Source organism: Nitratireductor aestuarii (assembly GCF_014641695.1).
Classification (GTDB): Bacteria; Pseudomonadota; Alphaproteobacteria; order Rhizobiales; family Rhizobiaceae; genus Chelativorans; species Chelativorans aestuarii.
Genome location: NZ_BMIF01000001.1, coordinates 235,282 through 260,604, shown reverse-complemented (window position 1 = coordinate 260,604; position 25,323 = coordinate 235,282). Strand labels below are relative to the sequence as shown.

30 protein-coding genes and 2 tRNA genes are annotated in these 25,323 nt (G+C 59.7%); 14 read left to right on the top strand and 18 right to left on the bottom strand.

The window, feature by feature from the left end:
* Positions 1 to 4: 4 nt before the first annotated feature.
* Genes IEX27_RS01355 through IEX27_RS01330 form a run of 6 tightly spaced genes read right to left on the bottom strand, consistent with a single transcriptional unit; the run spans position 5 to position 4,432 of the window.
* A complete protein-coding gene (locus tag IEX27_RS01355; RefSeq protein ID WP_188719127.1) occupies positions 5 to 1,237 on the bottom strand; it encodes an NADH-quinone oxidoreductase subunit E in 1,233 nt (410 codons plus the stop codon).
* Entirely contained in the window at positions 1,237 to 2,427 is a 1,191-nt protein-coding gene (locus IEX27_RS01350; RefSeq protein ID WP_188719126.1) for an NADH-quinone oxidoreductase subunit D, read from the bottom strand. The genes IEX27_RS01355 and IEX27_RS01350 overlap by 1 nt, the downstream gene beginning before the upstream one ends.
* A 51-nt stretch (positions 2,428 to 2,478) precedes the next feature.
* Positions 2,479 to 2,868: a four helix bundle protein gene (locus IEX27_RS01345; RefSeq protein WP_188719125.1), complete on the bottom strand. Its 390-nt coding sequence runs from the start codon at positions 2,866 to 2,868 to the stop codon at positions 2,479 to 2,481.
* Between the two features lie 21 nt (positions 2,869 to 2,889).
* Entirely contained in the window at positions 2,890 to 3,492 is a 603-nt protein-coding gene (locus IEX27_RS01340; RefSeq protein WP_188719124.1) for an NADH-quinone oxidoreductase subunit C, read from the bottom strand.
* Between the two features lie 8 nt (positions 3,493 to 3,500).
* Positions 3,501 to 4,076, bottom strand: a complete 576-nt coding sequence (locus IEX27_RS01335) for a NuoB/complex I 20 kDa subunit family protein (RefSeq protein ID WP_188719123.1) — start codon at positions 4,074 to 4,076, stop codon at positions 3,501 to 3,503.
* Positions 4,067 to 4,432: an NADH-quinone oxidoreductase subunit A gene (locus IEX27_RS01330; RefSeq protein ID WP_188719122.1), complete on the bottom strand. Its 366-nt coding sequence runs from the start codon at positions 4,430 to 4,432 to the stop codon at positions 4,067 to 4,069. The genes IEX27_RS01335 and IEX27_RS01330 overlap by 10 nt, the downstream gene beginning before the upstream one ends.
* 386 nt (positions 4,433 to 4,818) lie before the next feature.
* Between IEX27_RS01330 and IEX27_RS01325 the strand changes: the two genes are divergently transcribed.
* From IEX27_RS01325 to IEX27_RS01315, 3 genes are all read left to right on the top strand, one after another.
* Positions 4,819 to 6,039 carry a winged helix-turn-helix domain-containing protein gene (locus tag IEX27_RS01325; protein WP_244630181.1) on the top strand — a complete coding sequence of 407 codons (1,221 nt, stop codon included), beginning with the start codon at positions 4,819 to 4,821 and terminating at the stop codon, positions 6,037 to 6,039.
* A 75-nt stretch (positions 6,040 to 6,114) separates the two neighbouring features.
* Positions 6,115 to 6,477: a hypothetical protein gene (locus tag IEX27_RS01320; RefSeq protein ID WP_188719120.1), complete on the top strand. Its 363-nt coding sequence runs from the start codon at positions 6,115 to 6,117 to the stop codon at positions 6,475 to 6,477.
* A gap of 50 nt (positions 6,478 to 6,527) precedes the next feature.
* On the top strand, positions 6,528 to 7,010 hold the full coding sequence (locus IEX27_RS01315) for a copper chaperone PCu(A)C (RefSeq protein ID WP_188719119.1): 483 nt from the start codon (positions 6,528 to 6,530) through the stop codon (positions 7,008 to 7,010).
* A gap of 60 nt (positions 7,011 to 7,070) precedes the next feature.
* Here the strand turns inward: IEX27_RS01315 and IEX27_RS01310 are convergent, their stop codons facing one another.
* Positions 7,071 to 7,901, bottom strand: coding sequence for an enoyl-CoA hydratase/isomerase family protein (locus IEX27_RS01310; protein WP_188719118.1), 831 nt, complete (start codon positions 7,899 to 7,901; stop codon positions 7,071 to 7,073).
* 199 nt (positions 7,902 to 8,100) lie between these two features.
* Here IEX27_RS01310 and IEX27_RS01305 point away from each other — a divergent pair, with 199 nt between their 5' ends.
* The 5 genes from IEX27_RS01305 (at position 8,101) to IEX27_RS01285 (ending at position 12,304) form a co-directional block, all read left to right on the top strand.
* Positions 8,101 to 9,114: a TRAP transporter substrate-binding protein gene (locus IEX27_RS01305; protein ID WP_188719117.1), complete on the top strand. Its 1,014-nt coding sequence runs from the start codon at positions 8,101 to 8,103 to the stop codon at positions 9,112 to 9,114.
* Between the two features lie 74 nt (positions 9,115 to 9,188).
* Positions 9,189 to 9,713 (top strand): TRAP transporter small permease, encoded by a 525-nt coding sequence (locus IEX27_RS01300; protein ID WP_188719116.1) that lies wholly within the window; start codon positions 9,189 to 9,191, stop codon positions 9,711 to 9,713.
* Positions 9,714 to 9,719: 6 nt separating this feature from the next.
* On the top strand, positions 9,720 to 11,012 hold the full coding sequence (locus tag IEX27_RS01295) for a TRAP transporter large permease (protein WP_188719115.1): 1,293 nt from the start codon (positions 9,720 to 9,722) through the stop codon (positions 11,010 to 11,012).
* A 331-nt stretch (positions 11,013 to 11,343) separates the two neighbouring features.
* Positions 11,344 to 11,769 carry an EamA family transporter gene (locus tag IEX27_RS01290; RefSeq protein WP_188719114.1) on the top strand — a complete coding sequence of 142 codons (426 nt, stop codon included), beginning with the start codon at positions 11,344 to 11,346 and terminating at the stop codon, positions 11,767 to 11,769.
* 109 nt (positions 11,770 to 11,878) lie between these two features.
* A complete protein-coding gene (locus IEX27_RS01285; protein ID WP_188719113.1) occupies positions 11,879 to 12,304 on the top strand; it encodes a cupin domain-containing protein in 426 nt (141 codons plus the stop codon).
* An 8-nt stretch (positions 12,305 to 12,312) separates the two neighbouring features.
* On the opposite strand, the gene IEX27_RS01280 is transcribed toward IEX27_RS01285, so the two are convergent.
* Together IEX27_RS01280 and IEX27_RS01275 are read right to left on the bottom strand one after the other, a co-directional pair.
* The gene (locus IEX27_RS01280) at positions 12,313 to 12,822 is read right to left on the bottom strand and encodes a hypothetical protein (protein WP_188719112.1); all 510 of its coding nucleotides are present in this window, start codon (positions 12,820 to 12,822) and stop codon (positions 12,313 to 12,315) included.
* A 20-nt stretch (positions 12,823 to 12,842) separates the two neighbouring features.
* Entirely contained in the window at positions 12,843 to 13,424 is a 582-nt protein-coding gene (locus IEX27_RS01275) for a helix-turn-helix domain-containing protein (protein WP_188719111.1), read from the bottom strand.
* Between the two features lie 168 nt (positions 13,425 to 13,592).
* Here IEX27_RS01275 and IEX27_RS01270 point away from each other — a divergent pair, with 168 nt between their 5' ends.
* Positions 13,593 to 14,078: a fasciclin domain-containing protein gene (locus IEX27_RS01270; protein ID WP_188719110.1), complete on the top strand. Its 486-nt coding sequence runs from the start codon at positions 13,593 to 13,595 to the stop codon at positions 14,076 to 14,078.
* A 102-nt stretch (positions 14,079 to 14,180) separates the two neighbouring features.
* Positions 14,181 to 14,405 (top strand): DUF378 domain-containing protein, encoded by a 225-nt coding sequence (locus tag IEX27_RS01265; RefSeq protein ID WP_188719109.1) that lies wholly within the window; start codon positions 14,181 to 14,183, stop codon positions 14,403 to 14,405.
* A gap of 63 nt (positions 14,406 to 14,468) precedes the next feature.
* On the opposite strand, the gene IEX27_RS01260 is transcribed toward IEX27_RS01265, so the two are convergent.
* From IEX27_RS01260 to IEX27_RS01245, 4 genes are all read right to left on the bottom strand, one after another.
* Positions 14,469 to 15,533, bottom strand: a complete 1,065-nt coding sequence (locus tag IEX27_RS01260) for a hypothetical protein (RefSeq protein WP_188719108.1) — start codon at positions 15,531 to 15,533, stop codon at positions 14,469 to 14,471.
* A 178-nt stretch (positions 15,534 to 15,711) separates the two neighbouring features.
* Positions 15,712 to 15,788: transfer RNA gene (locus IEX27_RS01255), tRNA-Arg, on the bottom strand.
* An 11-nt stretch (positions 15,789 to 15,799) separates the two neighbouring features.
* Positions 15,800 to 16,105, bottom strand: a complete 306-nt coding sequence (locus IEX27_RS01250; protein ID WP_280516435.1) for an ETC complex I subunit — start codon at positions 16,103 to 16,105, stop codon at positions 15,800 to 15,802.
* Between the two features lie 53 nt (positions 16,106 to 16,158).
* A tRNA-Pro gene (locus IEX27_RS01245) sits at positions 16,159 to 16,235 on the bottom strand.
* Positions 16,236 to 16,467: 232 nt separating this feature from the next.
* Between IEX27_RS01245 and IEX27_RS01240 the strand changes: the two genes are divergently transcribed.
* Together IEX27_RS01240 and IEX27_RS01235 are read left to right on the top strand one after the other, a co-directional pair.
* Complete coding sequence (locus IEX27_RS01240; RefSeq protein WP_188719106.1) at positions 16,468 to 16,893, top strand: DUF1801 domain-containing protein; 426 nt, start codon at positions 16,468 to 16,470, stop codon at positions 16,891 to 16,893.
* Between the two features lie 73 nt (positions 16,894 to 16,966).
* A complete protein-coding gene (locus IEX27_RS01235; protein ID WP_188719105.1) occupies positions 16,967 to 17,788 on the top strand; it encodes a hypothetical protein in 822 nt (273 codons plus the stop codon).
* A gap of 24 nt (positions 17,789 to 17,812) precedes the next feature.
* Here IEX27_RS01235 and IEX27_RS01230 read toward each other — a convergent pair whose 3' ends face one another.
* The 5 genes from IEX27_RS01230 to IEX27_RS01210 all read right to left on the bottom strand — a co-directional run bounded on the left by IEX27_RS01230 (position 17,813) and on the right by IEX27_RS01210 (position 23,181).
* Complete coding sequence (locus tag IEX27_RS01230) at positions 17,813 to 19,795, bottom strand: AI-2E family transporter (RefSeq protein ID WP_244630180.1); 1,983 nt, start codon at positions 19,793 to 19,795, stop codon at positions 17,813 to 17,815.
* A gap of 124 nt (positions 19,796 to 19,919) precedes the next feature.
* Complete coding sequence (locus tag IEX27_RS01225; RefSeq protein ID WP_188719103.1) at positions 19,920 to 20,720, bottom strand: HdeA/HdeB family chaperone; 801 nt, start codon at positions 20,718 to 20,720, stop codon at positions 19,920 to 19,922.
* 97 nt (positions 20,721 to 20,817) lie between these two features.
* The gene (hdaA, locus tag IEX27_RS01220) at positions 20,818 to 21,513 is read right to left on the bottom strand and encodes a DnaA regulatory inactivator HdaA (protein WP_188719102.1); all 696 of its coding nucleotides are present in this window, start codon (positions 21,511 to 21,513) and stop codon (positions 20,818 to 20,820) included.
* Complete coding sequence (locus IEX27_RS01215) at positions 21,510 to 22,628, bottom strand: AI-2E family transporter (RefSeq protein WP_244630179.1); 1,119 nt, start codon at positions 22,626 to 22,628, stop codon at positions 21,510 to 21,512. Before IEX27_RS01215 ends, hdaA begins: the two co-directional genes overlap by 4 nt.
* On the bottom strand, positions 22,621 to 23,181 hold the full coding sequence (locus IEX27_RS01210) for a CDP-alcohol phosphatidyltransferase family protein (RefSeq protein WP_188719100.1): 561 nt from the start codon (positions 23,179 to 23,181) through the stop codon (positions 22,621 to 22,623). The genes IEX27_RS01215 and IEX27_RS01210 overlap by 8 nt, the downstream gene beginning before the upstream one ends.
* A 311-nt stretch (positions 23,182 to 23,492) precedes the next feature.
* Here IEX27_RS01210 and purM point away from each other — a divergent pair, with 311 nt between their 5' ends.
* Together purM and purN are read left to right on the top strand one after the other, a co-directional pair.
* On the top strand, positions 23,493 to 24,560 hold the full coding sequence (gene purM / locus IEX27_RS01205; RefSeq protein WP_188719099.1) for a phosphoribosylformylglycinamidine cyclo-ligase: 1,068 nt from the start codon (positions 23,493 to 23,495) through the stop codon (positions 24,558 to 24,560).
* Complete coding sequence (purN, locus tag IEX27_RS01200) at positions 24,557 to 25,267, top strand: phosphoribosylglycinamide formyltransferase (protein ID WP_188719098.1); 711 nt, start codon at positions 24,557 to 24,559, stop codon at positions 25,265 to 25,267. Before purM ends, purN begins: the two co-directional genes overlap by 4 nt.
* Positions 25,268 to 25,323 lie beyond the last annotated feature (56 nt).

Genomic DNA, 25,323 nt, shown 5'->3' with positions numbered 1-25,323 from the left:
TCTCCTAGCGCGGCTTCTTGCCGAACACCCGCTCGTACTCGGCTTCGCCGCCACGTGCCAGTGCTTCAGCCTGCTTCACCCAGTCCTCACGCTCGATGCGACCGCTGAAGCGCAGATGATGGTCAACCCAGGCCCGTTCCTTCGGGCCCCAGGCTGCGATTTGCATGTAGGTGTAGATGCCAAGCTCATTCAGGATGGCCTCGGACTTCGGTCCAATGCCGGAAATGAGCTGAAGATTGTCAGGCTGAGCCGGACGAGCAATCGCAACCGGGCGGTCGTCGTCGTTGCGCGCGGCGATCTCGGCAACCTCGTCCTTGCTGAGTTCAGCTGCACGGAGCTCCGGCTGTTCCGTCACCGGCGCTTCGCTGTGCGCGCGAGTGCGAACGGAGCCTTCCACTTCCTCGGAAACGCGATCGGCCTGAACCGGATTTTCGGCAGGAGCATCGACACTGGCAGCAGCTTCCGTCGCGCCGTTCACCTTCACCGGAGACGGTGACTTGATGGCCGGATTGGTCTCGATCGCGTCGGTGCGCGGACGGCCCGCCTCGCTGGCGCTGATCGGTGCCGCAGCACGCGCGCTGGAACGCGAAGCACCGAGGCTGACGTTCTGGACCTTAATCACGTCGGCTTCATTGGCGAGCGCGGTGACTTTGCCCGCAGGCGCCGAGGTGAAGCGGTCGATCTGCGGTCCCGGGGTGATCGTGTCACCCTTGCCAGCCTCGAACGCATCGATGATCTCTTCGAGACGCTCGGGCGTCAGATCCTCGTAGGTATCCTTGAAGATCATGATCATGGGTGCGTTGACGCAGGCGCCAAGGCACTCGACTTCTTCCCAGGAGAGCGTGCCTTCCTCGTTGAGGTGGAACGGCTCGGGATGGATCTTGTGCTGGCAGACCTCCATCAGATCCCGTGCTCCGCGCAGCATGCAGGGCGTGGTGCCGCAAACCTGCACGTGGGCGCGGGTGCCAACCGGAGCCAGCTGGAACTGAGTATAGAAGGTCGCGACTTCAAGAACGCGGATCAGCGGCATGCCAAGCATCTGTGCGATGTGCTCGATGGCCGCCCGTGTGACCCAGCCTTCCTGCTCCTGTGCACGCATCAGAAGCGGGATAACGGCCGACTGCTCGCGCCCTTCCGGGTACTTCGCAATCGTACGCTGGGCCCATTCCAGGTTTTCCTGGTTGAAGGCGAAGGCTGCGGGCTGAACAGCTTCGTCGGCTAGACGGCGGACTGACATTACCTGTCTACCTCACCAAACACGATATCGAGGGAACCGAGCACAGCAGTAACGTCGGCAAGGAGATGATGACGGCAAAGGAAGTCCATTGCCTGCAGGTGCGCAAAGCCCGGAGCACGGAGCTTGACGCGGTAAGGCTTGTTGGTGCCGTCCGAGACCAGGTAGACGCCGAACTCGCCCTTTGGCGCTTCAACCGCCGCGTAGACCTCACCGGCCGGAACGCGGAAGCCTTCGGTGTAGAGCTTGAAGTGATGGATCAGCGATTCCATCGAACGCTTCATCGCACCACGCTTCGGCGGAACAACCTTGCCGTCCACGGCCGAAACCGGACCGGTGCGCTCGGTGCCGAGCAAACGTTCGACGCACTGGCGCATGATCCTGGCCGACTGACGCATCTCTTCCATGCGGATCAGATAGCGGTCGTAGCAGTCGCCGTTCTTGCCGACCGGGATGTCGAAATCCATCTCGGAGTAGCACTCGTAGGGCTGGCTCTTGCGCAGATCCCAGGGAGCGCCAGAACCACGGACCATCACGCCCGAGAAGCCCCAGGCCCAGCAATCCTCAAGGCTGACGACGCCGATGTCGGCGTTACGCTGCTTGAAGATGCGGTTTTCGGTGAGCAGAGAGTCCAGATTGTCAACCGTCTTCATGAACGGATCGATCCAGTTGCCGATGTCCTCGACCAGCTTCTCCGGAAGGTCCTGATGGACGCCACCGGGGCGGAAGTAGGCAGCGTGCATACGGGCGCCGGAAGCGCGCTCGTAGAACACCATCAGCTTCTCACGTTCCTCGAAGCCCCAGAGCGGCGGCGTGAGCGCGCCAACGTCCATGGCCTGCGTGGTGATGTTGAGGAGGTGGTTCAGGATGCGGCCGATTTCGGAATAAAGGACGCGGATCAGCTGGCCGCGCTTGGGAACCTCAAGACCGATCAGACGCTCGATCGCCAGGCACCATGCGTGCTCCTGGTTCATCGGAGCCACATAGTCGAGACGGTCGAGGTAAGGCAGCGCCTGCAGATAGGTCTTGTATTCCATCAGCTTCTCGGTGCCGCGGTGCAGCAGACCGATATGCGGATCGACGCGCTCTACAACCTCGCCGTCGAGCTCCAGCACGAGACGCAGAACGCCGTGCGCAGCCGGATGCTGAGGGCCGAAGTTGATATTGAAATTGCGGACAGAGGTTTCAGCCATGGGTCCAGCCTGTGCGGCAAGAGTGAATGGTGAATGGTGAATGGTGAATGGTCAAAGTGTCCCCCGCTCCTGCTCCAGTGAGCGAACGAACGTAACCAGCCGCTTGCCCAACGTCGTGCAGCGCGCTTCCAAAGGTAGCGACTGATCTTCCGCTATTAAGCCGATCCTCGTGCAGAGTACTACGTGTGTCTCCAGCTCTTTGAGGGAGCCCTGCGCGATTCTCAGAAATTGTATGAAGCTCCGCCTTTGAGCACGCCCAAAACCTTCCGCGATATTGGCCGGGATCGAAACCGCACACCGGCGCATCTGCGACGTCATACCGAATAGTTCCTCGCGCGGAAAGGCGCGGGTCAATAGATAGACGTGCTCGGCGATGTCCATCGCCTCTTTCCAGACGATGAGATCGCGATAGTCGCGGATCGCTCCAGGCATCTGGTCCATTCACCATTCACCATTCACCATTCACTGCTTCGCTTTCTCATCACCCGGGAGCACATAGTCCGTGCCTTCCCATGGCGAGAGAAAATCAAAATTACGGAACTCCTGGCGGAGGTTCACCGGCTTGTAGACCACGCGCTTTGCTTCTTCGTCGTAATGGACTTCAGCAAAGCCGGTCAGCGGGAAATCCTTGCGGAGCGGATGGCCTTCAAAGCCATAGTCGGTCAGGATGCGGCGAAGGTCCGGATGATCGGAGAAGAGAACGCCGTAGAAGTCGTAGACTTCGCGCTCAAACCAGTTGGCAGCCGGGAAAACCTCAACAGCGGAAGGAACCGGAGTGTCCTCGTCCGTGGAGAGCTTCACGCGGATGCGCATGTTCTGGCGCGGCGACAGGAGGTGATAAACAACCTCGAACCGCTTGTCGCGCGACGGGTAGTCCGCACCGCAGATGTCGATGAAGCAGATGAACTGGCACTGCACATCGTTCTTCAGGAACGTCAGGACCTCGACGATATCGGCGGGCTCCACGACCAGCGTGAGCTCGCCGTATGCGACGATGCTCTCCTGCACACGGCCAGCAAGCTTTTCCTGGATATAGGATCCAAGGTCTTTAAGCGCTTCGCTCATCATTACTCCTAGCGCTCGATGGTGCCTGAACGGCGGATCTTCTTCTGGAGAAGAAGCACACCGTAGAGCAGAGCTTCGGCGGTTGGCGGGCAGCCAGGCACGTAGATGTCGACAGGAACGACACGATCGCAACCACGTACGACTGCGTACGAGTAGTGGTAGTAGCCGCCGCCGTTGGCGCAGGAACCCATCGAGATCACGTAACGCGGCTCCGGCATCTGGTCATAGACCTTGCGGAGCGCCGGCGCCATCTTGTTGGTCAGGGTGCCCGCAACAATCATCACGTCGGACTGGCGCGGAGAAGCGCGGGGTGCAAAGCCGAATCGCTCGCCGTCGTAACGGGGCATCGACATATGCATCATCTCGACGGCGCAGCAGGCGAGACCGAAGGTCATCCACATCAGCGAACCGGTACGCGCCCAGGTGATGAGCGCCTCAGACGACGTGACGAGGAAGCCCTTGTCGGTCAGTTCCTCATTGATGGAGCCAAAGAAGGCGTCATTCTCACCCACAGGCTTGCCCGTGTTCGGATCAATGATTCCCTTGGGCTGCTGAGCAACCAGAGTGTTGCTGTTCAATCCCATTCGAGAGCCCCCTTCTTCCATTCGTAAATGAACCCGACGGTCAGGACGCCGAGGAAGATCATCATGGCCCAGAAGCCGAACATGCCGATGGAGCCGAAAGATACGGCCCACGGGAACAGAAACACCACCTCAAGATCGAAGATGATGAACAGGATGGCGACCAGGTAGAACCGCACATCGAACTTCATGCGGGCGTCATCAAAGGCGTTGAAACCGCACTCGTACGCCGACAGCTTCTCCGGATCCGGATTGCGATAGGCAATCAGGAATGGAGCTACCAGCAGTGCGCAGCCGATGAGGAGCGACACTCCGATGAAAATCACGATGGGTAAATATGAACTCAGGAGCTCGTTCATTGTCCGACTTTCCGTTACCTGCCCGGCAGGTTCCGTACAGGGCACGTCGCTCGCCAGCACGAAATGCCAGATGGAGCCAAGCCCATGTTGCAACGCGGCGACGGTTAGCGCAGGCAGTTCGAGGAAGCAAGTCCAACATTATCAAGTCGACTAGATACTTCGCCTACCGGCACCCCGTCTCACAGGATTGATTTTCGGCCCTTCCCCTGCTGGGGAGAACGCTCCCTTGGCCGAAAGTAACGATGAATCAGTGGGTTATTACGTTCTTGTTATTTTTTGGGAGCGGCATGAGGTTATGCACCGCATATATAGATCATAACGGAGCATTTCCAGGGTCTGAATTACCATGCCATAAATTGGGGGCAAAAGCAGTGGGAGAGTCGCGCTTGACGATCGACACCATCGGTTTGCCACAGGCCCGGAGGATCGCTCTGGCCGCGCAGGGATTTGCGGAGCGGCGACCGGGATCCGTCAGCCGCCAGCACCTCCCCCGCGTGCTGCGGCGGCTCGGTCTGTTCCAGATCGATTCGGTGAATGTGGTCACCCGCGCCCACTACATGCCCATGTTCTCGCGAACCGGCCCCTACCCAACAGAACTCCTTGACCGGGCATTGTCGCGTGCGCCACGCCTCGGCTTCGAATATTGGGCGCACGAGGCCTCGCTCCTTCCGGTCGAGGTACAGCCATTGTTGCGCTGGCGCATGGCCGAAGCCCGCGAGGGCCGCGGCATCTATCGGAGGCTCGCGACGTTCGGGACAGAAAAGCGCGACTTCATCAACAAGGTGCTGGCCGAGGTGGAGCGGAGAGGCCCCCTCACCGCTTCCGATATCGACGGCCATCGCGGAGCGTCAGGCTGGTGGGAGTGGAGCGACGCCAAGCATGCGCTCGAATGGCTGTTCTGGGCTGGCCTGATCACCACGCACTCGCGTGGGCCAAACTTCGAGCGGCGCTACGACATTCCGGACCGCGTCTTCCCCGCCGCTGTACTCCATACGCCGACTCCGGAGCCGCATGAGGCCCATCGGCAACTCCTGGAGATCGCCGCACGCGCCATGGGCGTCGCCACGCGCAGCGACCTGCGCGACTATTTTCGCCTGAGCCCTGCCGTTGCCTATTCACGCATCGACGAGTTGGTAGAGGACGGTGTGCTGATGCCGGTGAAGGTGGAGGGCTGGCCGCAACCGGGGCTACTCCACCGCGATGCCCGCATGCCGCGCCGGGTGAATGCTTCCGCCCTGCTCGCCCCGTTCGATCCGCTGATCTGGGAGAGGTCCCGCGTCGAGCGGCTGTTTGGTTTCCGCTATCGGCTCGAGATCTACACACCGGCCGAAAAACGCGAGCACGGCTATTATGTGTTTCCGTTCCTGCTCGGCGACCGGCTGGTCGCCCGCGTCGACCTCAAGGCGGACCGGAAGGCTCGTGTCCTGCGCGTACAAGGTGTCTCGAATGAAGATGTTGCTCCGGAGGAGACTGCGGATCGCCTTGCTGAAGCACTCAACAGAATGGCCAGCTGGCTCGGCCTCGATGAGGTTTTCGTCCAGGCGAATGGAAATGACTTCTCTCGAAGACTGACAGCCTCTATCGAAAACACGGCTGTGTCGAAGTAGACGGGTGACTTTCCTCGCGTTCGGTGCCATGAGCAATCCATGCAGAAGCTCAGAAGCATAAGGCAGGATCGTTTGATGGCGTGGCTGCTAGCCGCGTTGATCTCCTATATGCTACTTCTGCAAGGTGCAGTGTCGGCCTACGCCAAGAGCTCGATGGCAGCTCATGAGCTGGGGCCCACTTTCATCATCTGCGCACCCAGTGGCGAAGACTATTCTGACATTGCGCATCCGCTCGCTGGGTTTGCCCACGACTGCTGCTCGTCGCTCTGCCAGCTTGCCTGTGCCGCTGGTCCCGCAGATCTCCCCGAGGCTGCCGCACTTCCAGCCACCTTGCAGCAGACCGTTTTCTTGTGGGCGGCAATCGCAGCAGATCTTGCCGCACCCAGCGATCTCGGCCTTGCTGGCGAAGCGCGCGCGCCGCCTGCCCTCTCCGCCTAAGTTCCACACATGCCGTGCCTAGCGCACATACTGGAATTACGGAGATTAACATGAAATTTGCAGCTCTGGCCCTTGCCGCCGCTACGTTCTTTGCCAGCCACACAGCCTTCGCCCACGAATACAAGGTGGGCGAGATCGAAATCGGCCATCCATGGTCCCGCGCCACCCTGCCTGCCGCGAAGGTCGGCGGCGGCTACCTCAAGCTCACCAATGAAGGAACGGCGGACGACCGGCTTGTGGCGGTCGCGTCGCCGATTGCCGATCGGGTCGAGGTTCATGCGATGGAAATGAAGGACGGCGTGATGATGATGCGCCCGCTCGCCGACGGGATCGAGATCAAGGCTGGCGAGACGGTCGAACTCGCACCCGGCGGTTTCCACCTGATGCTGATCGATCTCAAGCAGCCCATGACTGAGGGCGAGCGCGTTCCGCTGACGCTGACCTTCGAGAAGGCTGGTTCGATTGATGTGGAACTGGCGGTCGAGGCCGCCCGCGCTCCGGCAGCAGCCGCGCCTCAACATTCCCATCACTAGACTAGAACAGTTCAAAGCCTTCCATGGTTGACTGAACCATGGAAGGCCGCCCTCCGCCTCTTACTTCAACAGTCCAGCGCGTATATGCCCCGCCACGAGGTACCTGTTGCGATCCGCAACGGCAGCCGAGGCATGCAGCGCGGTGCTGTATGTGTCGATCGCCTCCTTAGTCATGCGCACCGCAAGGGGTGGCAGGTTCGTCACCTTCTCGGCCCAGCGTTGGGCAACAATATGAGACTCGCCGGCGGGCGCGATTTCATCGGCTAGCCCCCATTTCTCGCAGATCGTCGCACTCAGGAATTCTCCGAACAGGATCATCTGCTTGGTACGGGACGGTCCCGCCAGCTCAACGAGGCGCGGGATGGCGCCCCATCCCAGGATCATCCCGTTTGGCACCTCGGGGAAGAAGAACTCTACGCCTTCGCCCATGATCCTGAAGTCGCAGGCGACCGAAAGGACGCTCGCCGCACCTCTGCAGCGTCCGTCGATGGCAGCGATCGTGATTGCCTCGATCTTGCTCCAGGCCTCCGCCATGTCGGCGCCTGGCATGACGTCGTGTCGCCGCTCCAACATCGTTTCCGGGCTGAAGCGCAGTTTGAAAGCTTTGGGGTCGCTTCCAAACGAGAACACATCGCTGCGCCCGCAAAGCAGGACCACGTTGATGTCGATGTTGCGGTGAAGGAGGACGCCTAGCTGCCGCAGTTCATCAATCACCGACGCGTCGAAGTCATTGCGCTCGAAACCCTTGGTGTCGAGCTGCACAGTCAGAATCTTGTTGTCGAGCGACAGATTGAAGTGCTGCCACCCCTGATTTAGAATTTCGTCGATTTTCACCGCACCACCTCTTCGATCCGTTACCGGCGCATCCTGCGTCTTTGAAGGCTGGCTCATGATATCCGGACGCCCGCCTCGAGCAACAGACGTACTCCAAACGCGGAACGCTGTTTCATCCTTCGAAACGAATGAGAAGAACACGATGCTGGCAAACGGCAAATCGTTAGGCTTCACATGTGATTGAATCGCGCTTCTACGCATCCGGAGTTGGTTCAGCCTGCGGGCGCGCGATGTGAGGACAACTAGGGAGGAGCCTGTGTCCGAATATTCTTTCCTGCGTAAAGTTTCGATGACCCTGGCGATCGCGGGTGCGGTAGCCGTAGCGGGGCCGGCAGCCGCAGCCGAGTGGAAGTGCTACACATACCAGGCGGCCCCGGCGAGCCCTGTCAACGCCGGCCTGAAGAAGATGGCCGAGAAGCTCAAGGAAATCACCAACGGCGAAGTCAACATGACCTGCAACGTCGGCGGGTCCCTGCCGATCGATGCCAACTCGATCGCTCCCGCCATCAGCGACGGCGTTCTGGATTTCGGTTCGAGTTCGACGGTCTCTGGCTACGTTCCGCTCGCTTCGGTCGGCATCCTGCCCGGCATGTTCTCCAGCAACGCGGATTACGACGAAAACGGCTGGCCTTTCCTGAAGCCGATGATCGAGGCGGAGTTCGACAAGCGCAATATCAAGGTCTTCGGTGTGTACCATTATCCGCCGCAGGTCATTCTCGGCTCGAAGAAGGCTCCGCCGCTGAACTCGTTCTCGGACCTGAAGGGCCGGACGATCCGCGTCAGCAATCCTGAGGTGGCTGAACTTGCTAAGGCAATCGGGGCGATCCCCGTTACCCTGCCCACACCCGACGTGTCGGCGGCGCTGCAGCGCGGAACTGTAGAATATGTCGTGACCGCCTATGCGGCCGGCGGAAGGCTCTGGCGAGACTTCTTCGGCTCCGGCACCCAGGACGCCGTCTATGTGACGGTGAGCTACATCCTCATGAACAAGGACCGGTGGGAAAGCCTGACATCGGAACAGCAGAGCCAGTTCCAGGAGTTCGTTGACGAGACCCGCAAATGGATCATCAGCTCCCAGGAGGAGGATAACTCGGTCGCCATGAACGAATTCCAGGAGAAGGACGGCTGGGTCATCTCGCCGGCAAATCCTGACTCGCTCGCCCAGATCAGGGAAATCATGTCCCCCGTCTGGGATCAATGGGCGAAAGAGCGCGGTCCTGAAGCCGAGGATATCCTTCAGAAACTGAAGGCGCACCTCGGGCACAAGTAGGCGCATAGCCGTCAAGTGCCGCGGCGTCCCTGCCGCGGCCATTTCCGCACGTAATTCTGAGAAAAGGAAGCCATATGCGCGCGCTTAATGCTGCCCTGGACTGGCTGGTCCTATTCTGCGCGATACTCGCCTGCGTGGCGATCGCGGGCATGAGCGTTCTGATCGTCATTGAGGTCATTCTTCGATCCGTGTTCTCGTCCACGCTCTATCTCATCGAAGAATTTTCCGGGTACATGGTGCTGGCGATCATGGCACTCGGCCTGCCTTACTGCCGCGAGAAGAATGCACTGCTCACGGTCGATTTCTTCATTTCACGCATGGGTCCTCACCTCCGCCGGAGGGTGGAGTTCGTCTACGGCCTCGTCTCGATCGCCTATTGCATCCTGATCGACTGGTACGTGATCCAGCTGCTGATGAAATCGATCCAGCGGGACCTGACGGCAGCGAGCGTCATGAGGACCCCGCTCTGGATCCCCCAGATGCTCCTGCCGATAGGCATAACCCTTCTTTGCCTGGTCATGATCAGAAAACTGATCATTCCGGATCCGATCAAGGTCCCAGATCCTGGCGCAGAACTCGCCATCCGCGAAGTGGAGTAAAGCCGCATGTACGAAATCATTACGGTTTCGCTTGGAATGATCGTCTCGATCTCTCTGCTTCTCGCCGGGATGCCGATTGCCGTTTCAGTGGGGCTCGCAGGTGTTCTGACGCTCCTCCTCAATGAGGGCTTCAACTCGCTGAATGCGGTGACCTTCATCATCTGGGGAAGCATCAACAACGCATCTCTCAGCTCCCTCCCCCTGTTCGTCCTGATGGCAGAGTTCATGCTGCGCTCGGGGATGAGCGACTCCTATTATGCCGGCATGTCTCAGTTCATCCGCAAGGCGCCCGGGGGTCTGCTGCAGACCAATATCGCGAGCTGCGCGCTCTTTGCTGCCATCAGCGGATCGAGCGTGGCGACGGCAGCCGCCATCGGCGGCGTTGCTATCCCGCGCCAGCGCAAGGATGGCTACGACCTCTCCATGGCCTGTGGATCGATCGCTGCAGGCGGGACACTGGGAATTCTGATCCCACCGTCGATCGTCATGATCATCTATGCCACCTTCTCGGAGCTTTCGGTCGCCAGGCTTTTTGCGGCGGGCATGGTTCCAGGGCTTCTGCTTACCGGCATGTTCATGGCCTACATCGCCATACGCTGCATGATCAATCCAAGCCTTGCACCCAAGATGCCGCCGGCGGAGAAGGGATGGTTCTGGATCGGATTGAAGAACGTTTCTCCGATGCTGGGCCTCATGGTCGTCATTCTAGGGGCGATCTTCATGGGAATTGCAACGCCTACCGAAGCTGCAGGCGTCGGCGCTTTCCTCGCCGCGGTCATTGCATGGTTTGTCGGCCGCCCACCCTTGCGCGCCTTCGGTCAGGCGTTGATGAACACCATCCTCATCAGCTCTTCGATCCTCTTCATCGTCATCGGCGCGTTCATCTTCAACTACGCCATCCAGACGGCCGGCATCACCCAGCAGCTGACGCAGTGGGTCATCTCGCTTGATCTGAACGTCATCGCCTTCCTGGTGGCGATGCTGCTCTTCTACATCGTCCTCGGATGTCTGGTGGATTCGATCGGCATGATCGTGATGACGGTGCCGCTGCTGCTGCCTATCCTCAACGCATACAACATCGATCTCATCTGGTTCGGTGTCGTTCTGGTAGTAGCGGTCGAACTGGGACAGGTAACACCACCTGTCGGGATCAACCTCTATGTGGTGGACCAGATCTCGAAGGCAGGCATCGCAACGGTTATTCGTGGCGTCGCCCCCTATTTCGGCATCATCATCCTGCTTCTCGTCCTGCTGACGATGTTCCCATCGATCGCGACGTGGCTTCCGTCGACGATGTGACAGTCTCAACGCAGCTGATGATGTAAAAAGCAAAAAAGCGGGCCAGTGTGCCCGCTTTCCTTCGCTACCGAGACGCTATCTCCGCTGCCAGTACATCCGTGGTCAGCATCGCATCGATCGGTACAAATGCGCCCGCTCCAGCGACGAACCCCACAATCTATCTGAAAGGACCTTCGCCGCTCCCGCGAGCACTATCCGGCATATGGTGGCGGGACGGCAACTTTACAAGGTTCATTCCGGAAAGCGGGGCATCGGACGCTTGATCCGGTTGACCTTGACGCCGCCGCGCGCTCATCTCCGCCCAAACACGGTGAGTCCAACGGAGAGCAAGATGGTACAGTCATGGCAGTTCTGGGCGCTTCTATCGGCCGCCTTCGCCGCGTTGACGGCCATCTTCGCCAAGGTCGGTGTCTCCGGCATCAATTCGGACATGGCGACGTTCATCCGCACTGCAATCATCCTGCCGATGACGCTCATCATCGTGCTTGCCTTCGGCAACTGGCAGAACCCCGCCAACATTCCAGGCAAGACCTGGCAGTTTCTGACGCTTTCGGCACTCGCCACCGGCGCCTCCTGGCTCTGCTATTTCCGGGCGCTGAAGCTTGGCGATGCCGGACAGGTCGCTCCGATCGACAAGCTGAGCGTCGTGCTGGTTGCAATCTTCGCCGCCATCTTCCTCGGCGAGCGCCTCTCGATCCAGGGCTGGGCCGGCGTCTCACTCATCGCCGCAGGTGCCGTTCTGGTCGCCACCGCCTGATTTTTCCTTGAGCTGGCAAAGTTTTTTGGCCGCGCGCGCCAACCCCGCTTCCGCACTGCTCCGCAATTGAATAATGCTTTGCCATCGCATTTGATGGGAGGAGATTTCAGTGCGAAGCTCAGCAAAACTTGCGGCCATTGGCCTTGCCTTCATAGCATCGACCGCCACCGCCTTTGCGCTGGAGGCGGTGACCGTCACACCCCTTGCAACCAAGACCGAGACTGCTTCCGGGCAGCCCATCACCCTGCCCCAGAAGAACGTCCGGGTGGTATTCTCCACCTTCGAGATCGCGCCGCAGGCGGGCCTGCCCGTCCACAAACATCCATTCGCCCGCTACGCGTGGGTCCAGTCCGGCTCGTTGCAGGTGACCAACGCCGAGACCAACGAGAGCAACGTCTACAAGACCGGTGACTTCGTCATCGAAATGATCGACCAGTGGCACCACGCCAAGAACGTTGGCGACGACGTGGTGAAGCTGCTCGTGATCGACCAGATGGAAGGCGACGTAGAAAACACGCTGCTTCGGGCGAAGTAATTCGAGGTTCACAGCGAGCGGGTGTCATAGGCCCAATGGAGCAGTGCCTGGCGCTGGCGCGGGCGGCACCATGGGTCGCCCGGCTCGCAGTTCTGGCGAATCTGGGCGATGTGCCGGCGCATGGCTCGCCACCGGCCGATCTGCCGCTGGTCTTCGCCGGGGATGCGGCGGCCCATGTAGTAGCGGCAATACCACTGGAACCATCCGCGCGGATCGTCCGGATGGATCCAGCCCTTGGCCCGCCAGACGCTCAGCGGCTGGCTTGCATCAACGCCAAAGTAGTTCAGGCTCGGATCTCGCCGTGCGGGCGACAGGCGAGCATCGGCAAACCAGCTTTCCGGAAATTCAGTACGACAGTCGGTCATGTACTTGCCGCCGAAGACGCCGAGAGCCAGCATTTCGGCCGGCGACAGCTGCGGTTCGAAGCCTGATTCAAATTCGGAGCCAATCGGCGCAACCAGCTGATATCTATAGCCCTGCTGCATCCGGTCATGGACTTCGACCCATTGCTGTTTCATCGGATGAGCTCTCGAATATGTCATTCCACCGTCACCACCAGCGCCTTGCAGGCTTCGATTCCAACGCGCTGGTAGTGATGCGGTTCACTTGAATCGAAGGCCATCGCGTCTCCCTCTTCCAGCTTGACCTTCTTGCTTGCGATCGTCACCTGCAGCGTTCCGGCAAGGATGTAGACCAGCTCTTCCGTGCCGTGCTGGTGCGGTTCGGAGGGAACGGAGTTTTCCGGAAACTCTGCGACGAAGGCCTCCATCTTCCGGTCTGTCAGTGGATAGTTGAGGCTCTCGAAAAGGTAGGCCAGCGATTTTGGTTCGGCTCCCTCTATCGGAAGCTGGACACGCTCCTCCTTCTTCGCCACCGCAATCTTCGGCCCCTTCTGGTCGAAGAAATGATCCAGCCCCACACCGAACACGAGCGCGATGCGCATCAGCGTCGGCAATGTCGGGAAGAGCTGGCCGCGTTCGATCTTCGACAGCATGGCAGTCGACAGGCCCGTATGCTGGCCCAGCTGTGCCAATCCCATCTGCTTGGCCAAGCGCAGGGCCTTGATGCGAGGTCCGATTCGATAGCGGTCGAGCTCCATCGTCAGCGTATCGGACAGCATTTCCACTCTCCTTTTTCCCTGCAGGACAAACCTGCGTCGGCATTTTTCGCCACAGGAGAAACGTCATAGCGCATGGAGATTTTTATTGGCAATAAAAACTTTTTGCACCACATGAAACTCATCCGCTCTTTTAACGCGGGCAATTTCGGAACTCATGGAGTTAATGAGATGGGAATGAAGCACGTATTCGCAGCCGCCATCATCGGGCTTGCAGCCGCTCTACCGGCTCATGCAGCAGACAAGGACATCGTGGACACGGCCGTCGCAGCTGGCGACTTCAAGACGCTCGCGGCCGCTCTGGAAGCAGCTGATCTGGTCGGTACGCTGAAGGGTGAAGGTCCATTCACCGTCTTCGCCCCCACGGACGCAGCGTTTGAGAAGCTGCCTGCGGGCACGGTCGAGACCCTTCTCAAGCCTGAGAACAAGCAGAAGCTCGTTGATGTGCTCACCTATCACGTCGTGCCGGGCAAGGTGATGGCTGCCGATGTCGTCGGACTTGACGAAGCAAAGACCGTCAACGGCAAGGCGATCGACATCACGGTCGAAGGCAATGCGGTGAAGGTCAATGAAGCTAATGTAACGGCCACGGATATCGAGGCCCGCAACGGCGTCATCCACGTCATCGACGCGGTTATCCTCCCGCCGGAAGGCTAATCCCGAAGCATTCGGGCGGCCGTGCCGCTCTGCCGCCCGACCATTCGATCTGACCACATAGGCTCGCGACACCCTGTATTCCGGGCTCGCAAGGAGACAATAATGAAGACTATCAACCTCATCACGCTGGCGTTGATCATCGTCGGCGGTCTCAACTGGGGCCTCGTGGGCCTCTTCAGCTTCGACCTGGTCGCCGCGATCTTCGGCGAAGGCTCCGCCCTTTCGAGGCTGGTCTACATCCTCGTCGGCGTGTCAGCCGTCTGGCAGCTGGTACCACTGTTCTCGGCATTCAGTACGAACGAAACCTATGCCCAAAGGCGTGGTTAAGTCTGGCTTGTTCTTCCCGTCTTGCCAGTCTTAAACGGAAGGGCGTGCCACCGGCGCGCCCTTTCAACGAGAAAGCAAATAGCTTCCTCGATTTGCTTCGCGCCATTGGGCGATATAGTCTCTCGCCTCCGCCAGAGCTTCAGCGCGGATCTTCTCGTCGTTCTCCGCGACCGTTGCCTCGTAGAATTCAGTCATTTGCGCCGCAGTATCGCAGAGTGAACTATCCCCCGTCATGTCGCAGAGCCCGCGAGCAAGATGCGCGGCACGATGCTGTCCGTAGTCGGCATGAGAAGGCATCTCGACCATATACGAGAAATAGCGTCTCTCATAAGTCTGCTGAGGCAGGTAATGTCGCATCGTGTCTATTGATGCCTCAACGACTTCGTCGAATTCGGAACTGCCGGTGAGGCTCTTGTGCTTCAAGAATGCCAGCATTGCGTGAATGTGGCCGTTGTACACTCTGGCGCGCCACCAACCGTCGTCGCCTTTTTCAAATCCGAGATGAGCGAATAGAGGCTCATCTTTCTCAGGCATCTGAAAAACATACTCATTCAGCCAGAAATACCCGTTGCTGTCTACCGAGTGCAGCTTGACCTCTCGTGTCTCGCAGAATGCTGTCGACCTTAGGAGCCTCTCCGCAGTCGCAAGGTAATCAGCGTTCTTCGTTGCATCGTATAAATGCAGATAGCCGTATGCGGTAACGTTGTTCATGAAGGCGCCGCGAAACCCATAATCAAACTTCGACCACAGATATCCGTACTCAAACTCGTTGGTGACGTAATAGCACCCTTCATTTTCGATTATGTAGTTCTTGGCAACGAAGTCGAGGTATGCGGCCATGCGCGCAAACAAGCGCTCGTCTCCACCTTGTCGGAGCCGCTGCACAATGGCTGCACTATTACGAGCGAACGTGTAGCTGTTGTACGGTTGAGCAAAGCGCTCAATATAGCTTTCAGGCCAGGGGTAAGCGATATCCAGAAAAGTCTTTGGCTCCCACGTCGATGGCGCCGAGGGAACCAGGGTCATCACTTGATCCACAATGGCCAAGTCCAGCTTTGGCTTTTCAGCCGCCTGTACACCCCCTACAGGGACCAACCAAGTTGCAGCAATGATCAACCAATACAACATCTAGCGATGCTAACAGATGGTTATACTGTTATGCAACTGCGGACGAGCCGATCAGGCATCCTTACGCATGAGGATCGGCCATCGATGATGCGGGAATTTCAGGGGGCGAGCGCGATTGGCTCGTGGTGCAGGTCAGCGGCTGCCTGTACTTCGGGAACTGACAGGCTCTCGCGTATTTTGGCGACCCCGACAGGATTCGAACCTGTGACATTCAGCTTAGAAGGCTGACGCTCTATCCACCTGAGCTACGGGGCCAACACCGAATGTCAGTGTGTCCAAGGCATCTTTCGATCATAGCGGAAATTTTCCGCATACGAAACCTGGCGGCGCTTCGGCTTCTTTTCGGGCTCAACGCGGAAGGCAATACCGTTCTTCTGAGCGTAGGCGACAGCCTCTTCCATGGTCGGGAAGGTGAGCCGAACCTGACGGCGCATATCTGACGAAGACGTGTAGCCCATCAATGGCTCGATCGTCAGGGGCTTCTCCGGCTCGAATTCCAGGACCCAATGGCCTGTCTTTGCTTTCCCGGATTGCATCGCTGTCCTTGCTGGGCTGTAAATGCGCGCGGACATGAATGACGACCTCGCTAATGCCTGAGCTGCCATTCGCATGGCACTTTGAACTTTGGTCGGAGCGGCAGGATTCGAACCTGCGACCCTCTGGTCCCAAACCAGATGCGCTACCAGACTGCGCTACGCTCCGAATGGTTGTTCCTCTAGAGAGTCGAGTGATTCAACGCAAGGGGTAAATCGCCGAAAAGTGTAACATGACCGTCTAACATGGGCATAACATTCATTCCGACACATCTCAGACTGAGCTCCCGTAACGGGTAACGCTACGCGCAGCCCCATCTTCATAAGCTGCCCGTTGCTTGTCCCCTCCTCCCATATGTGGTTCACTCCTCCGACTGCTGCAACAGTGTGGGAGACACTGCATGGCCGAGGAAAAGGCAGCTAGCGGGGCCAAACTCCTTTCAGGCGGCAATCCGCAGATCCCCAAGGGCTATGGGGAAGAGCCTGTGCAGGCGTACATCGACGCCATGCCCGGATGGAAGCGCGCCGCAGGCGAGCAGCTCGACAGGCTAATCGTCAAGACCGTCCCCAATGTCGCCAAGGCGGTCAAATGGAACTCGCCCTTCTATGGAATGGAGAAGGACAGCTGGTTCCTCAGCTTCCACTGCTTCGACAAGTACATCAAGGTCGCGTTCTTTCGCGGTTCTTCGCTCAATCCCTTGCCACCGGTCAGCTCAAAGCATCCCGAGGTCCGCTATCTGCACATCCATGAGGACCAACAGCTGGACGAGAGCCAGTTCTTCGACTGGGTGAAGCAGGCCAGCCACTTGCCCGGCGAGAAGATGTAGCTGTGACCTTCGGCACAACGCTGCTGCGCGTGGATCGCATACTGGCCAGGTAGTTCATACGTGGGCCAGAAACATGCATTATTCTGTTGGACAACTATCGCCCGGAGGAAGATCGTACGGAAGCTACTTCGCGCCGAGCATTCCCTACCTCAATATTCTCAAGCAATGGCGCCCAGACAACTTTACAGACCCCCAGACGCTGAGCACGCTTGACCTGAAGGCTCCCGTAAGCCAGCCCTACAGGTTCATCGTGCATACCGCCACGATGGCAGATCTCGTCTGGCGGAACGGCGTTTTCTCTTCTGACGTCGATTGCGAAATCGCCGGGCGTGACGCGATGTGTGCGAGCCTGATCAGCCACCTGAAGCCGTTCACCTTCCGTGAGGTCGGCGTGATCCTGCAGGTTCCCCATCAGAATATCCTGTGCGCGTTCCACCGTGACATCAACAGCAACCTCCAGGCCGGTTTGCCCGGCACGAAAGTGGCGGGGCCAGCGGAAGCGCGAGCAAAGTACCAGGCGTATCTGAACAAGGTGCCGCCGAGCAAACGCACTGGCATGCTGAAAGAGAATGTCCTCAAGCATGCCTCCTTTCTTCAAACCCCTGAGGATGTCTTGAACAACACCTTTCAGCGTCACAATGAGATCATCGTCGTGACTCGGCCCGGCGTAAACGTACATCCGGGAATGCCTGCCACAAGCTCGATCAAGGTCACCGGCTACTTCATGATCGATAATGACGCCTCATCCGGTTCGGATCAGGTTCAAAGCCCCAGACAACCTAGGACCAGGGAAGAAAAAGATTACTTTTTTCGAGCGTATGTCGTGCCGCTCGCCATACATCATGGTGTGCCCGCACTGCGCATCGCCGGGGCGGCAAGCCGAATTTTCGACTAACGCTGCTCCCGGCAAGGATCGAGCCTAAACTGCTCCCCCCGGTTCAGCGTTCGCGAGTTTCGTCTCAGGTGAGACGATCTCGCCACGGACGAGCGGACGGCGGCGGCGCAGGCGTATCTGCGAGGGAAGTCTGACGGGCGCTTCGTCAGCCAACGCGTGCTGTACCGATTCGATCATCGTCGACGAGACAAAGTCGGCGTTCATGCGATTGGCGATTTCCTCAGGCTTGAAACCGTCAAGGGCGTCGCTATCCCAGAGGATGATTCCGACGCGCAGCCGCGGCGACGCCCGCTTCAGTCGGCGGACCAGATATCGGCCATGCCCGATCGAGTTCGGGTTGAGGAAGGCGATGACCGCCGTGTCGAAGCCGCGCACCGCAAGTTCGCGCAGGTTGCGGGGCTGGATCTGCACATGGGTGGCGACCTCCGTGTCTGCGCCCTGTACCTCCAGCACCTGCGCAAACATGGCGGCTGTGACATCATCCAGTTCGGTGCGGCCGCCGATGCAGAGGATGCGCCTGCCCTCACCGTCCGGGAGCTCAACTTCGGCCTCATCCGGCTCTGTCTCGCTCGCTTCCGCGACGTCTTCCGTGGCGGTCACGTCCTCCTCTTCGGATTCTTCCTCCGCGATCTCTTCAAGGTTCCGGAGTAGCGTCGAGGCGCTGGCAGCCACCTGCTGCATCTGCTCTTCAGAAAGAACGCCCCTCGCCCGATCATGCTCGCCGAGCAGGAGTGCCGGAATGGCCACCTTGCCGTAGAAGTCGACCAGATAGTCCTCTTCCAGCATTTCCTCCGCATTATCCGTTGCCTCATCCGGGTCGGACGCGAGCAGGCGCTGATAGAGCCGTTCCTTGGGGTCAAGCACCGGCTCATTGCCAAGCATCACCTGCAGGAACTCGAATTGCGGCACGTGGCGTCCCAGCACTACGAGGCACACGGTGAGCGGCGTCGACAGAACGAGGCCGATAGGACCCCACAGCCAGGTCCAGAAGATCGCAGCGGCAATGATGGCAAGCGGCGACAACCCCGTGCGCGAGCCATAAAGGAGCGGCTCGACCACGTTGTTGCTGATGAGCTCCATGGTGAGGAACAGGCCTGCCGTCCAGAGGACCAGCGACCATCCCGGCGCCACCGCCAGCGCAAGCGTGAGCGGCAGCACGGCCGCAATAAACGGGCCTATATAGGGCAAGAAGCGCAGGATCGTGGCGAGCAGACCCCATAACAGGGCGTTGGGAACGCCGATCAGCCAAAGGCCGATGCCGATTGGCACACCGTAGGTGACGTTCACCACCAGCTGCATCAGGAGATATTGGCTCACGCGGCGGCCAGCATCCTGAATGGCCTCGGTGGTGCGATGAAGATCGTTGTATCCCACCAATCGAATGAAGCGATCACGCAGCTCCTCGCGGTCGAGAAGCATAAAGATGACGACGACGATGACCAGGCCGGTAGTCGCCAGCGGTTCGATCAGGGGCGCGATCAGGCCTGTCAGCATCTCGATCGGACGCTGGGGCGAAAAGATTTCGACGAGAATTGGATCCCGCTCATCCGTCCCCGTAGTGGGAGCGGAATCGGAATTCAACTCGCTCAGCTCCGAGCCAACGCGTTCGACCACGCCGCTCAGGCGTTCGATGCTGCTGTTGCCCGCCCCCATTTCCTTGAGCGAGCGGATCTTTGAGATGATGTTCGTCTGGTAGGTCGGCAGCTCACGCGCCAGTTCATTCAGCTGCAGCACCACCACCAGGGTGACCGACAGCAGGATCATGAAGGCGATGAGAACGCTGACGCTTACCGCCAGAATTCGCGGCATGCGCCAACGGCGGAACCGGCTGACCAGCGGTTGCAAGGCAAATGAGAGCAGAACGGCAATGGCAAAGGGAAGAATAACTTCGCTGGCGAAATAGAGCGCAACCACTGCGACGAAGATGAGGATCAATGGCTGATAGGACTGGTTTCCCGGAAGGGAAGTTGGAGAAAACCGTATCGGCCCCTTCGTCGCGTCCGCCATTCTCATGCCCTCCCAACCATTACAGTGGATCTACAACGCTGGAAGGGCCGCTCTCGTTGCAAAGCCGCGTGAAAATGTCCGGCCGCCGACGCGACCGGACTATTAGAGGATCAATGCAGGCCGCTTAGTTGCTGTGCTGCTTCAGGATATCGGTCAGCTTTGCGTCCGGCGTGGAACGGCAGTCCGTCAGCACCATTTCGACAGGAATCTGATAGAAGCCTTCCGCGCTGAACTGGCCCGAACCGCTGCCACTGACACCTGCAGTCACGGTCGGATCGACGGTGGAGCCGGCGCTCTCGCCCTGAGCCATGTCAGATTGGCCGGCCTGTCCAGCCTGACCGGACTGGTCCGGGGTGGCCGGGCTCCCTGCCATGTCCTGACTCGAATGGCTGGACTGGCCCGCGTCGCTGGAGCCCTGCTCTGCTCCTGGTAGCGGATTTGCTGCCATATCCTGGCTGGGGGCCGCTGCCTGGCCCTGATCGCCCGGCAGGTTTCCGGCTGCAGTATTATTGCCCTGGGACGGCGAGACGGAGTCGCCTCTCGGCGGTGTCGCGGCTGCCATATCGCTCGGTGAGGCAGACGAGCCGCTTGCCGATCCAGCCGCATCGCCAGAGGCTGCGCCCGGCATCGTGGATGCGGCGGTGTCCTGCGTTACGTCAGGGTCGGTCGAGTCGCTGTTCGCATTGCGCATGGCTGCAGCGCTGTCTTGCGACATGCGGCTTGCGTTCTGGCCCTGCTGCAAGCCCGCCAGGAAATAGAGTGCGCGTTCGGCTTCCTGCGGCTCCAGATTGGCCACGTCGGCGCAGGTCATGTCCATGCCGGTCATGGAAGCGGAAGTGGAAGCCTTCTCACCTTCCGCCATCGCGATTCCAGCACCTGCAAGCAGTGCGACCGCGCCGGCAGTGGTCTTCAGCAATACGTTCATGCGTCTTCTCCCGTGTTCGTTTCGTGCTTATCGTTGCACGTCCGCCAAACATCGGGGTGGACCGCATGTTCCCTATCAAATCATGTTTACAGGTTTGTCAGGAGCGCTTAGCGCCCTGCTCCAGGATGGTAACGGCTTCGGCGGCGATGGCGCGGGTGATCTTTGTCTTCCGCTCCATTGCCATCTGGTCGATCATCCGCACCAGCTCGCGCATCGAGGAAAGCGAACGCTCCGTCCGGCGCACGAGGAACTGCACAACGTGCGGCTCGACCACCACCTGGCGGTCGGCAAAGAGCTTTACGATGACGCCTGCCAGCAGCATGTCGTCCGGCTCATAGATTTCCACCGTTGTGGCTGCCCGCAGGCGCGAGGCCAGATCGGGAAGATCCACGCCCCAGGCGCCGGAGAAGGTCCGCGCCGTCAGAAGCAGCTGCGTTCCCGCGCTCTTCACCACATTGATCAGGTGGAACAGTCCCGTCTGGTCCAGTCCCGGAGCATCGGCGTTTTCCACAAGCACCGGGCCCTCGGAGGCAGCGTCGATTGCTTCCTGCCCGATATGGCTCCGGCTCACCTTCACGGCATTCGCCTCGGTGCACCAGATTTCCGCCAGATGCGTCTTGCCGGATCCGGGAGGACCGGCAAGGATGACCACAGGCGCAGACCAGTTGGGCCAGCTGTCGATCAGTGCGACAGCCTGCTCATTCGACTTTGTAACAACCAGGTCATCGCGGGTCCTACCCTCACCATGCTCAAGAGCAAGGGGCAGTTGCCGCGGTAGAATTTCGTCATTCATTGGTGTTCCAAATCTCCGGCACGCTGGGCTTGGCCACTATAGAGCGGTGACTCCAGATAGCGGCCAATGGCGAAACGCACTAGCACAGCAACGGCTGCCGCAGCCGGTACAGCAATCAACAATCCCACAAATCCAAAGAGATATCCAAAGGCAAAAAGTGCGAACATAAGCCACACGGGATGAAGGCCGACGCTCTTGCCCACCAGTTTCGGCTGGAGGATGTTGCCTTCGATGAACTGGCCGCTGAAAAAGACGGCCATTACGGCCACGACCCAGAACCAATCCGGCCAGAACTGAACGATGGCGACGCTGACGGCAAGTCCAAGGCCCACAAGGGATCCCACATAGGGAATGAAGCTGATCAGACCGGCAAAGAGGCCGATCAGCAGGCCGAAGTTGAGGCCGACAAGCGTCAGCCCCGTTGCGTAGTAGATGCCAAGGATGAGGCAGAGGGTGCCCTGCCCCCGCACGAATCCTGCAGTCGCCAGATTGATGTCGCGGGCGATCTGACGAACGTCATTCAGGTGATTCCGTGGCACGAGACTATCCACATGCGCCACCATGCGATCCCAGTCGAGCAGCAGGTAGAAGGCGACGACCGGCGTCACGACAAAAAGGCTGACGAGGTTGACGATCGCCAGGCCTGAACTCCACAGCGATGCGAATAGTCCAGTGATGAAACCAGTGCCCTGCGAGAGCAGTGAAGCGACGCCATCCTGCAGGGTGCCTGGTTTGACCCCCAGCTCGCGCTCGAACCATTCGGGATCGAAGCTGATGATCCGTGCGTGAAGCTGTGCGAGGTATTCCGGCAGTCGCGCTGCGAAATCAACGAGCTGGTTGGTGAGAACCGGGATCAGGACCATCAGGGCCACGATCAGGGCCAGGACACAGACGATCAGGATGAAGATGGTGGCGAGAAGGCGCGACATGCCGAGCTTCTCCAGGCGGTCGGCGATTGGATCGAGGAAATACGCCAGTGCCATGCCGGCCAGGAACGGCAGAAGGACCGAGCTGAAAACATAAAGGAAGAGGATCAGCCCGCCGCCAGCGACCAGCCAGAAGCCAGCGGTGCGCAACAGGTGGGCGCGACGCAGCTCACTTTCAGAACTAGTCATCCGAGGCGGTACTTGCGTCGACATATCCACCCATATGTTTGATCCAGCTAACGAGATAGGCCGCGCCCGAAGCGATGGTCAAGAGGCCGCTCAGGTAGACGAAGCCCTGGAGGAACAAACCGAGGGAAAAATGGAGCGCAAGGCTGGCAAGAACCAGTGACGCAAGGATGAGCTGGACCGTTGTGTTCGCCTTGGAGACGAAGATCGGCTTCATCGGGACCGGGTTGCCCATGACGGTGGAGAGGATCACCCCGCCAACGATCAGCGCGTCCCGCGATACGACCGCTATGACCAGCCAGAGCGGCAGATGGCCCATGTAGCCCAGCACGACGAAGACGCTGACCAGAAGCACCTTGTCGGCCACGGGGTCGAGATAGGCGCCAAGCGCGCTTCGCTGGTTGAAGTGACGGGCGATAAAGCCGTCCAGACCGTCCGATACCGCAGCGGCCAAAAACCCGCTGAAGGCCCAGCCCCACTTGCCGTCCAGCAGCGACAGCACCACCAGCGGCACAAGCAGAAACCGAAACAGGGTAATAATGTTAGGGATGGTCAATCAAACGGCTCCAGGTCAAGCTATGCTGATGCATATGAAGGTGATGCAAAGCGGCTTCAAGAGGCGGTGCGATTTCCGGCCCTGAACAAACGGTGGAGCGTTCACCTTCCTCCCACTTTTGTCTAAAGTCCCCTCTATGGCTGTTGCCTGTGCGTGGTGCCCGCTTGCGCTTGAGTTGCAGGCCGCTGCGTGCCAATAGAGCGCATGGTTCGCGGGCTTGTCCAGCGAGGCCATAGATGAGTGGTCCGCCTCGTCAGAACTGCTACCGGGACGGAACCTGAGCCAGTGAATTGCGCGGAGAGGTCTCCAATATGAGCAGCAACCAGGAAAAGGGACTGAGCTACGCCGATGCGGGCGTCGATATCGACGCGGGCAATGCGCTGGTGGACAAGATCAAGCCGCTCGTCCGTTCGACGCGCCGTCCTGGCGCTGACGGTGAGATCGGCGGCTTCGGCGGCCTGTTCGACCTGAAGGCCGCAGGCTTCAACGATCCAATCCTCGTTGCTGCCAATGATGGTGTCGGAACCAAGCTCAAGATCGCGATCGAGTCGGGCAAGCACGACACCGTCGGCATCGACCTCGTCGCCATGTGCGTCAACGATCTCGTGGTCCAGGGCGCTGAACCCCTGCTCTTCCTCGACTATTTCGCCACGGGGAAGCTCGATCCGGACCAGGGCGCTTCCATCGTTGCCGGCATTGCCGAAGGTTGCCGCCAGGCCGGCTGCGCGCTGATCGGCGGCGAGACCGCCGAGATGCCCGGCATGTACAGCGATGGCGACTATGACCTCGCGGGATTCGCCGTGGGTGCTGCCGAGCGCGGAACGCTGCTGCCCACCAATGACGTCGTCGAAGGCGACGTGCTGCTGGGCCTCTCTTCTTCTGGCGTGCATTCGAACGGCTTCTCGCTGGTGCGCAAGATCGTCGAGAAGACTGGCCTCAAGTGGACCGATCCGGCACCCTTCGCGCCGGAAAAGACGCTTGCCGATGCGCTGCTCGAGCCAACCCGCATCTATGTGAAGTCCATCCTCGCGGCGATCCGCGAAACGCATGGCATCAAGGCGCTTGCCCACATCACCGGCGGCGGCTTCACCGAAAACATTCCGCGGGTCCTGCCCAAGGACTATGCTGCCGAAATCGATCTCGACACCGTCGATGCACCGGCGGTGTTCTCCTGGCTGGCAGCCGAAGGCGGCGTGGCACAGGAAGAGATGCTGCGCACGTTCAACTGTGGCATCGGCATGGTGATTGTCGTCGCTTCCGGACAGGCTGCACAGGTTGCCGCCGTACTGCAGAAGGCCGGTGAGCACGTCACCCCGCTCGGCCGCATCTGCCCGCGCCGTGACGCAGGCGTCGTTTACCAGGGGAGCCTTGAGCTATGAGCCCACGTAACCGCGTCGGAGTTCTGATTTCAGGGCGCGGCTCGAACATGACCGCGCTGATCCGGGCCGCTGCCGAAGCCGATTTTCCGGCTGAGATCGTCTGCGTGATCAGCGATCAACCCGAGGCGCAGGGCCTGGCCGTCGCAGCGTCGTCCGGTATTCCTACCTTTGTCGCGCCTCGCGCCGGTCATCCGAACAAGGCTGCGCATGAAGGCGAGATCCAGCGCATTCTTGACGAAGCTGGGGTCGAGATCATCTGCCTCGCCGGCTTCATGCGGATCCTCAGCGCCGACTTCACGAACCGCTGGGTCGGACGGCTCATCAACATCCATCCGTCGCTGCTGCCGCTGTTCCCGGGGCTTACGACGCACGCTCGCGTGATCCAGCAGGGCATGCGCATCCATGGCTGCACGGTTCACTTCGTGACAGCCGAAATGGATGCCGGACCTATCATCGCGCAGGCTGCCGTGCCCGTACTGCCGACCGACACGGAAGGTGAGCTTGCCGTTCGCGTGCTCAACATGGAGCACAAGATCTATCCGCTGGCGCTTTCGATGGTGGCATCCGGCAAGGCGCGCATGGAAAACAACCGGACCGTTTACGCCCACGGCCTCGAAATCGGCTGGGGTGCAAACACCAGCCTCATGGTGCCCTCCTCCGTCGAGGAGATCGTCAACCTCGAGGATCTGGCACGCCGGACGCCTTGATTGGCTGTAAGCGAAGATGAATTGAAAAGGGCGCGAATTCCGCGCCCTTTTGCTTT

Coding starts and splice junctions, on each gene's coding strand:
- IEX27_RS01250 (WP_280516435.1), bottom strand. CDS start 16,105: ATGTCCGCGCGCATTTACAGCCCAGCAAGGACAGCGATGCAATCCGGG.
- IEX27_RS01275 (WP_188719111.1), bottom strand. CDS start 13,424: ATGCTGTCCGATACGCTGACGATGGAGCTCGACCGCTATCGAATCGGA.
- IEX27_RS01225 (WP_188719103.1), bottom strand. CDS start 20,720: ATGAACGTATTGCTGAAGACCACTGCCGGCGCGGTCGCACTGCTTGCA.
- IEX27_RS01230 (WP_244630180.1), bottom strand. CDS start 19,795: ATGGCGGACGCGACGAAGGGGCCGATACGGTTTTCTCCAACTTCCCTT.
- IEX27_RS01310 (WP_188719118.1), bottom strand. CDS start 7,901: ATGAGCCAGCCTTCAAAGACGCAGGATGCGCCGGTAACGGATCGAAGA.
- IEX27_RS01345 (WP_188719125.1), bottom strand. CDS start 2,868: ATGGACCAGATGCCTGGAGCGATCCGCGACTATCGCGATCTCATCGTC.
- IEX27_RS01235 (WP_188719105.1), top strand. CDS start 16,967: ATGCATTATTCTGTTGGACAACTATCGCCCGGAGGAAGATCGTACGGA.
- hdaA (WP_188719102.1), bottom strand. CDS start 21,513: ATGAATGACGAAATTCTACCGCGGCAACTGCCCCTTGCTCTTGAGCAT.
- IEX27_RS01295 (WP_188719115.1), top strand. CDS start 9,720: ATGTACGAAATCATTACGGTTTCGCTTGGAATGATCGTCTCGATCTCT.
- IEX27_RS01335 (WP_188719123.1), bottom strand. CDS start 4,076: ATGGGATTGAACAGCAACACTCTGGTTGCTCAGCAGCCCAAGGGAATC.
- IEX27_RS01315 (WP_188719119.1), top strand. CDS start 6,528: ATGAAATTTGCAGCTCTGGCCCTTGCCGCCGCTACGTTCTTTGCCAGC.
- IEX27_RS01355 (WP_188719127.1), bottom strand. CDS start 1,237: ATGTCAGTCCGCCGTCTAGCCGACGAAGCTGTTCAGCCCGCAGCCTTC.
- IEX27_RS01350 (WP_188719126.1), bottom strand. CDS start 2,427: ATGGCTGAAACCTCTGTCCGCAATTTCAATATCAACTTCGGCCCTCAG.
- IEX27_RS01215 (WP_244630179.1), bottom strand. CDS start 22,628: ATGACTAGTTCTGAAAGTGAGCTGCGTCGCGCCCACCTGTTGCGCACC.
- IEX27_RS01265 (WP_188719109.1), top strand. CDS start 14,181: ATGAAGACTATCAACCTCATCACGCTGGCGTTGATCATCGTCGGCGGT.
- IEX27_RS01260 (WP_188719108.1), bottom strand. CDS start 15,533: ATGTTGTATTGGTTGATCATTGCTGCAACTTGGTTGGTCCCTGTAGGG.
- IEX27_RS01340 (WP_188719124.1), bottom strand. CDS start 3,492: ATGAGCGAAGCGCTTAAAGACCTTGGATCCTATATCCAGGAAAAGCTT.
- IEX27_RS01240 (WP_188719106.1), top strand. CDS start 16,468: ATGGCCGAGGAAAAGGCAGCTAGCGGGGCCAAACTCCTTTCAGGCGGC.
- IEX27_RS01320 (WP_188719120.1), top strand. CDS start 6,115: ATGGCGTGGCTGCTAGCCGCGTTGATCTCCTATATGCTACTTCTGCAA.
- IEX27_RS01290 (WP_188719114.1), top strand. CDS start 11,344: ATGGTACAGTCATGGCAGTTCTGGGCGCTTCTATCGGCCGCCTTCGCC.
- purN (WP_188719098.1), top strand. CDS start 24,557: ATGAGCCCACGTAACCGCGTCGGAGTTCTGATTTCAGGGCGCGGCTCG.
- IEX27_RS01300 (WP_188719116.1), top strand. CDS start 9,189: ATGCGCGCGCTTAATGCTGCCCTGGACTGGCTGGTCCTATTCTGCGCG.
- purM (WP_188719099.1), top strand. CDS start 23,493: ATGAGCAGCAACCAGGAAAAGGGACTGAGCTACGCCGATGCGGGCGTC.
- IEX27_RS01270 (WP_188719110.1), top strand. CDS start 13,593: ATGGGAATGAAGCACGTATTCGCAGCCGCCATCATCGGGCTTGCAGCC.
- IEX27_RS01330 (WP_188719122.1), bottom strand. CDS start 4,432: ATGAACGAGCTCCTGAGTTCATATTTACCCATCGTGATTTTCATCGGA.
- IEX27_RS01280 (WP_188719112.1), bottom strand. CDS start 12,822: ATGAAACAGCAATGGGTCGAAGTCCATGACCGGATGCAGCAGGGCTAT.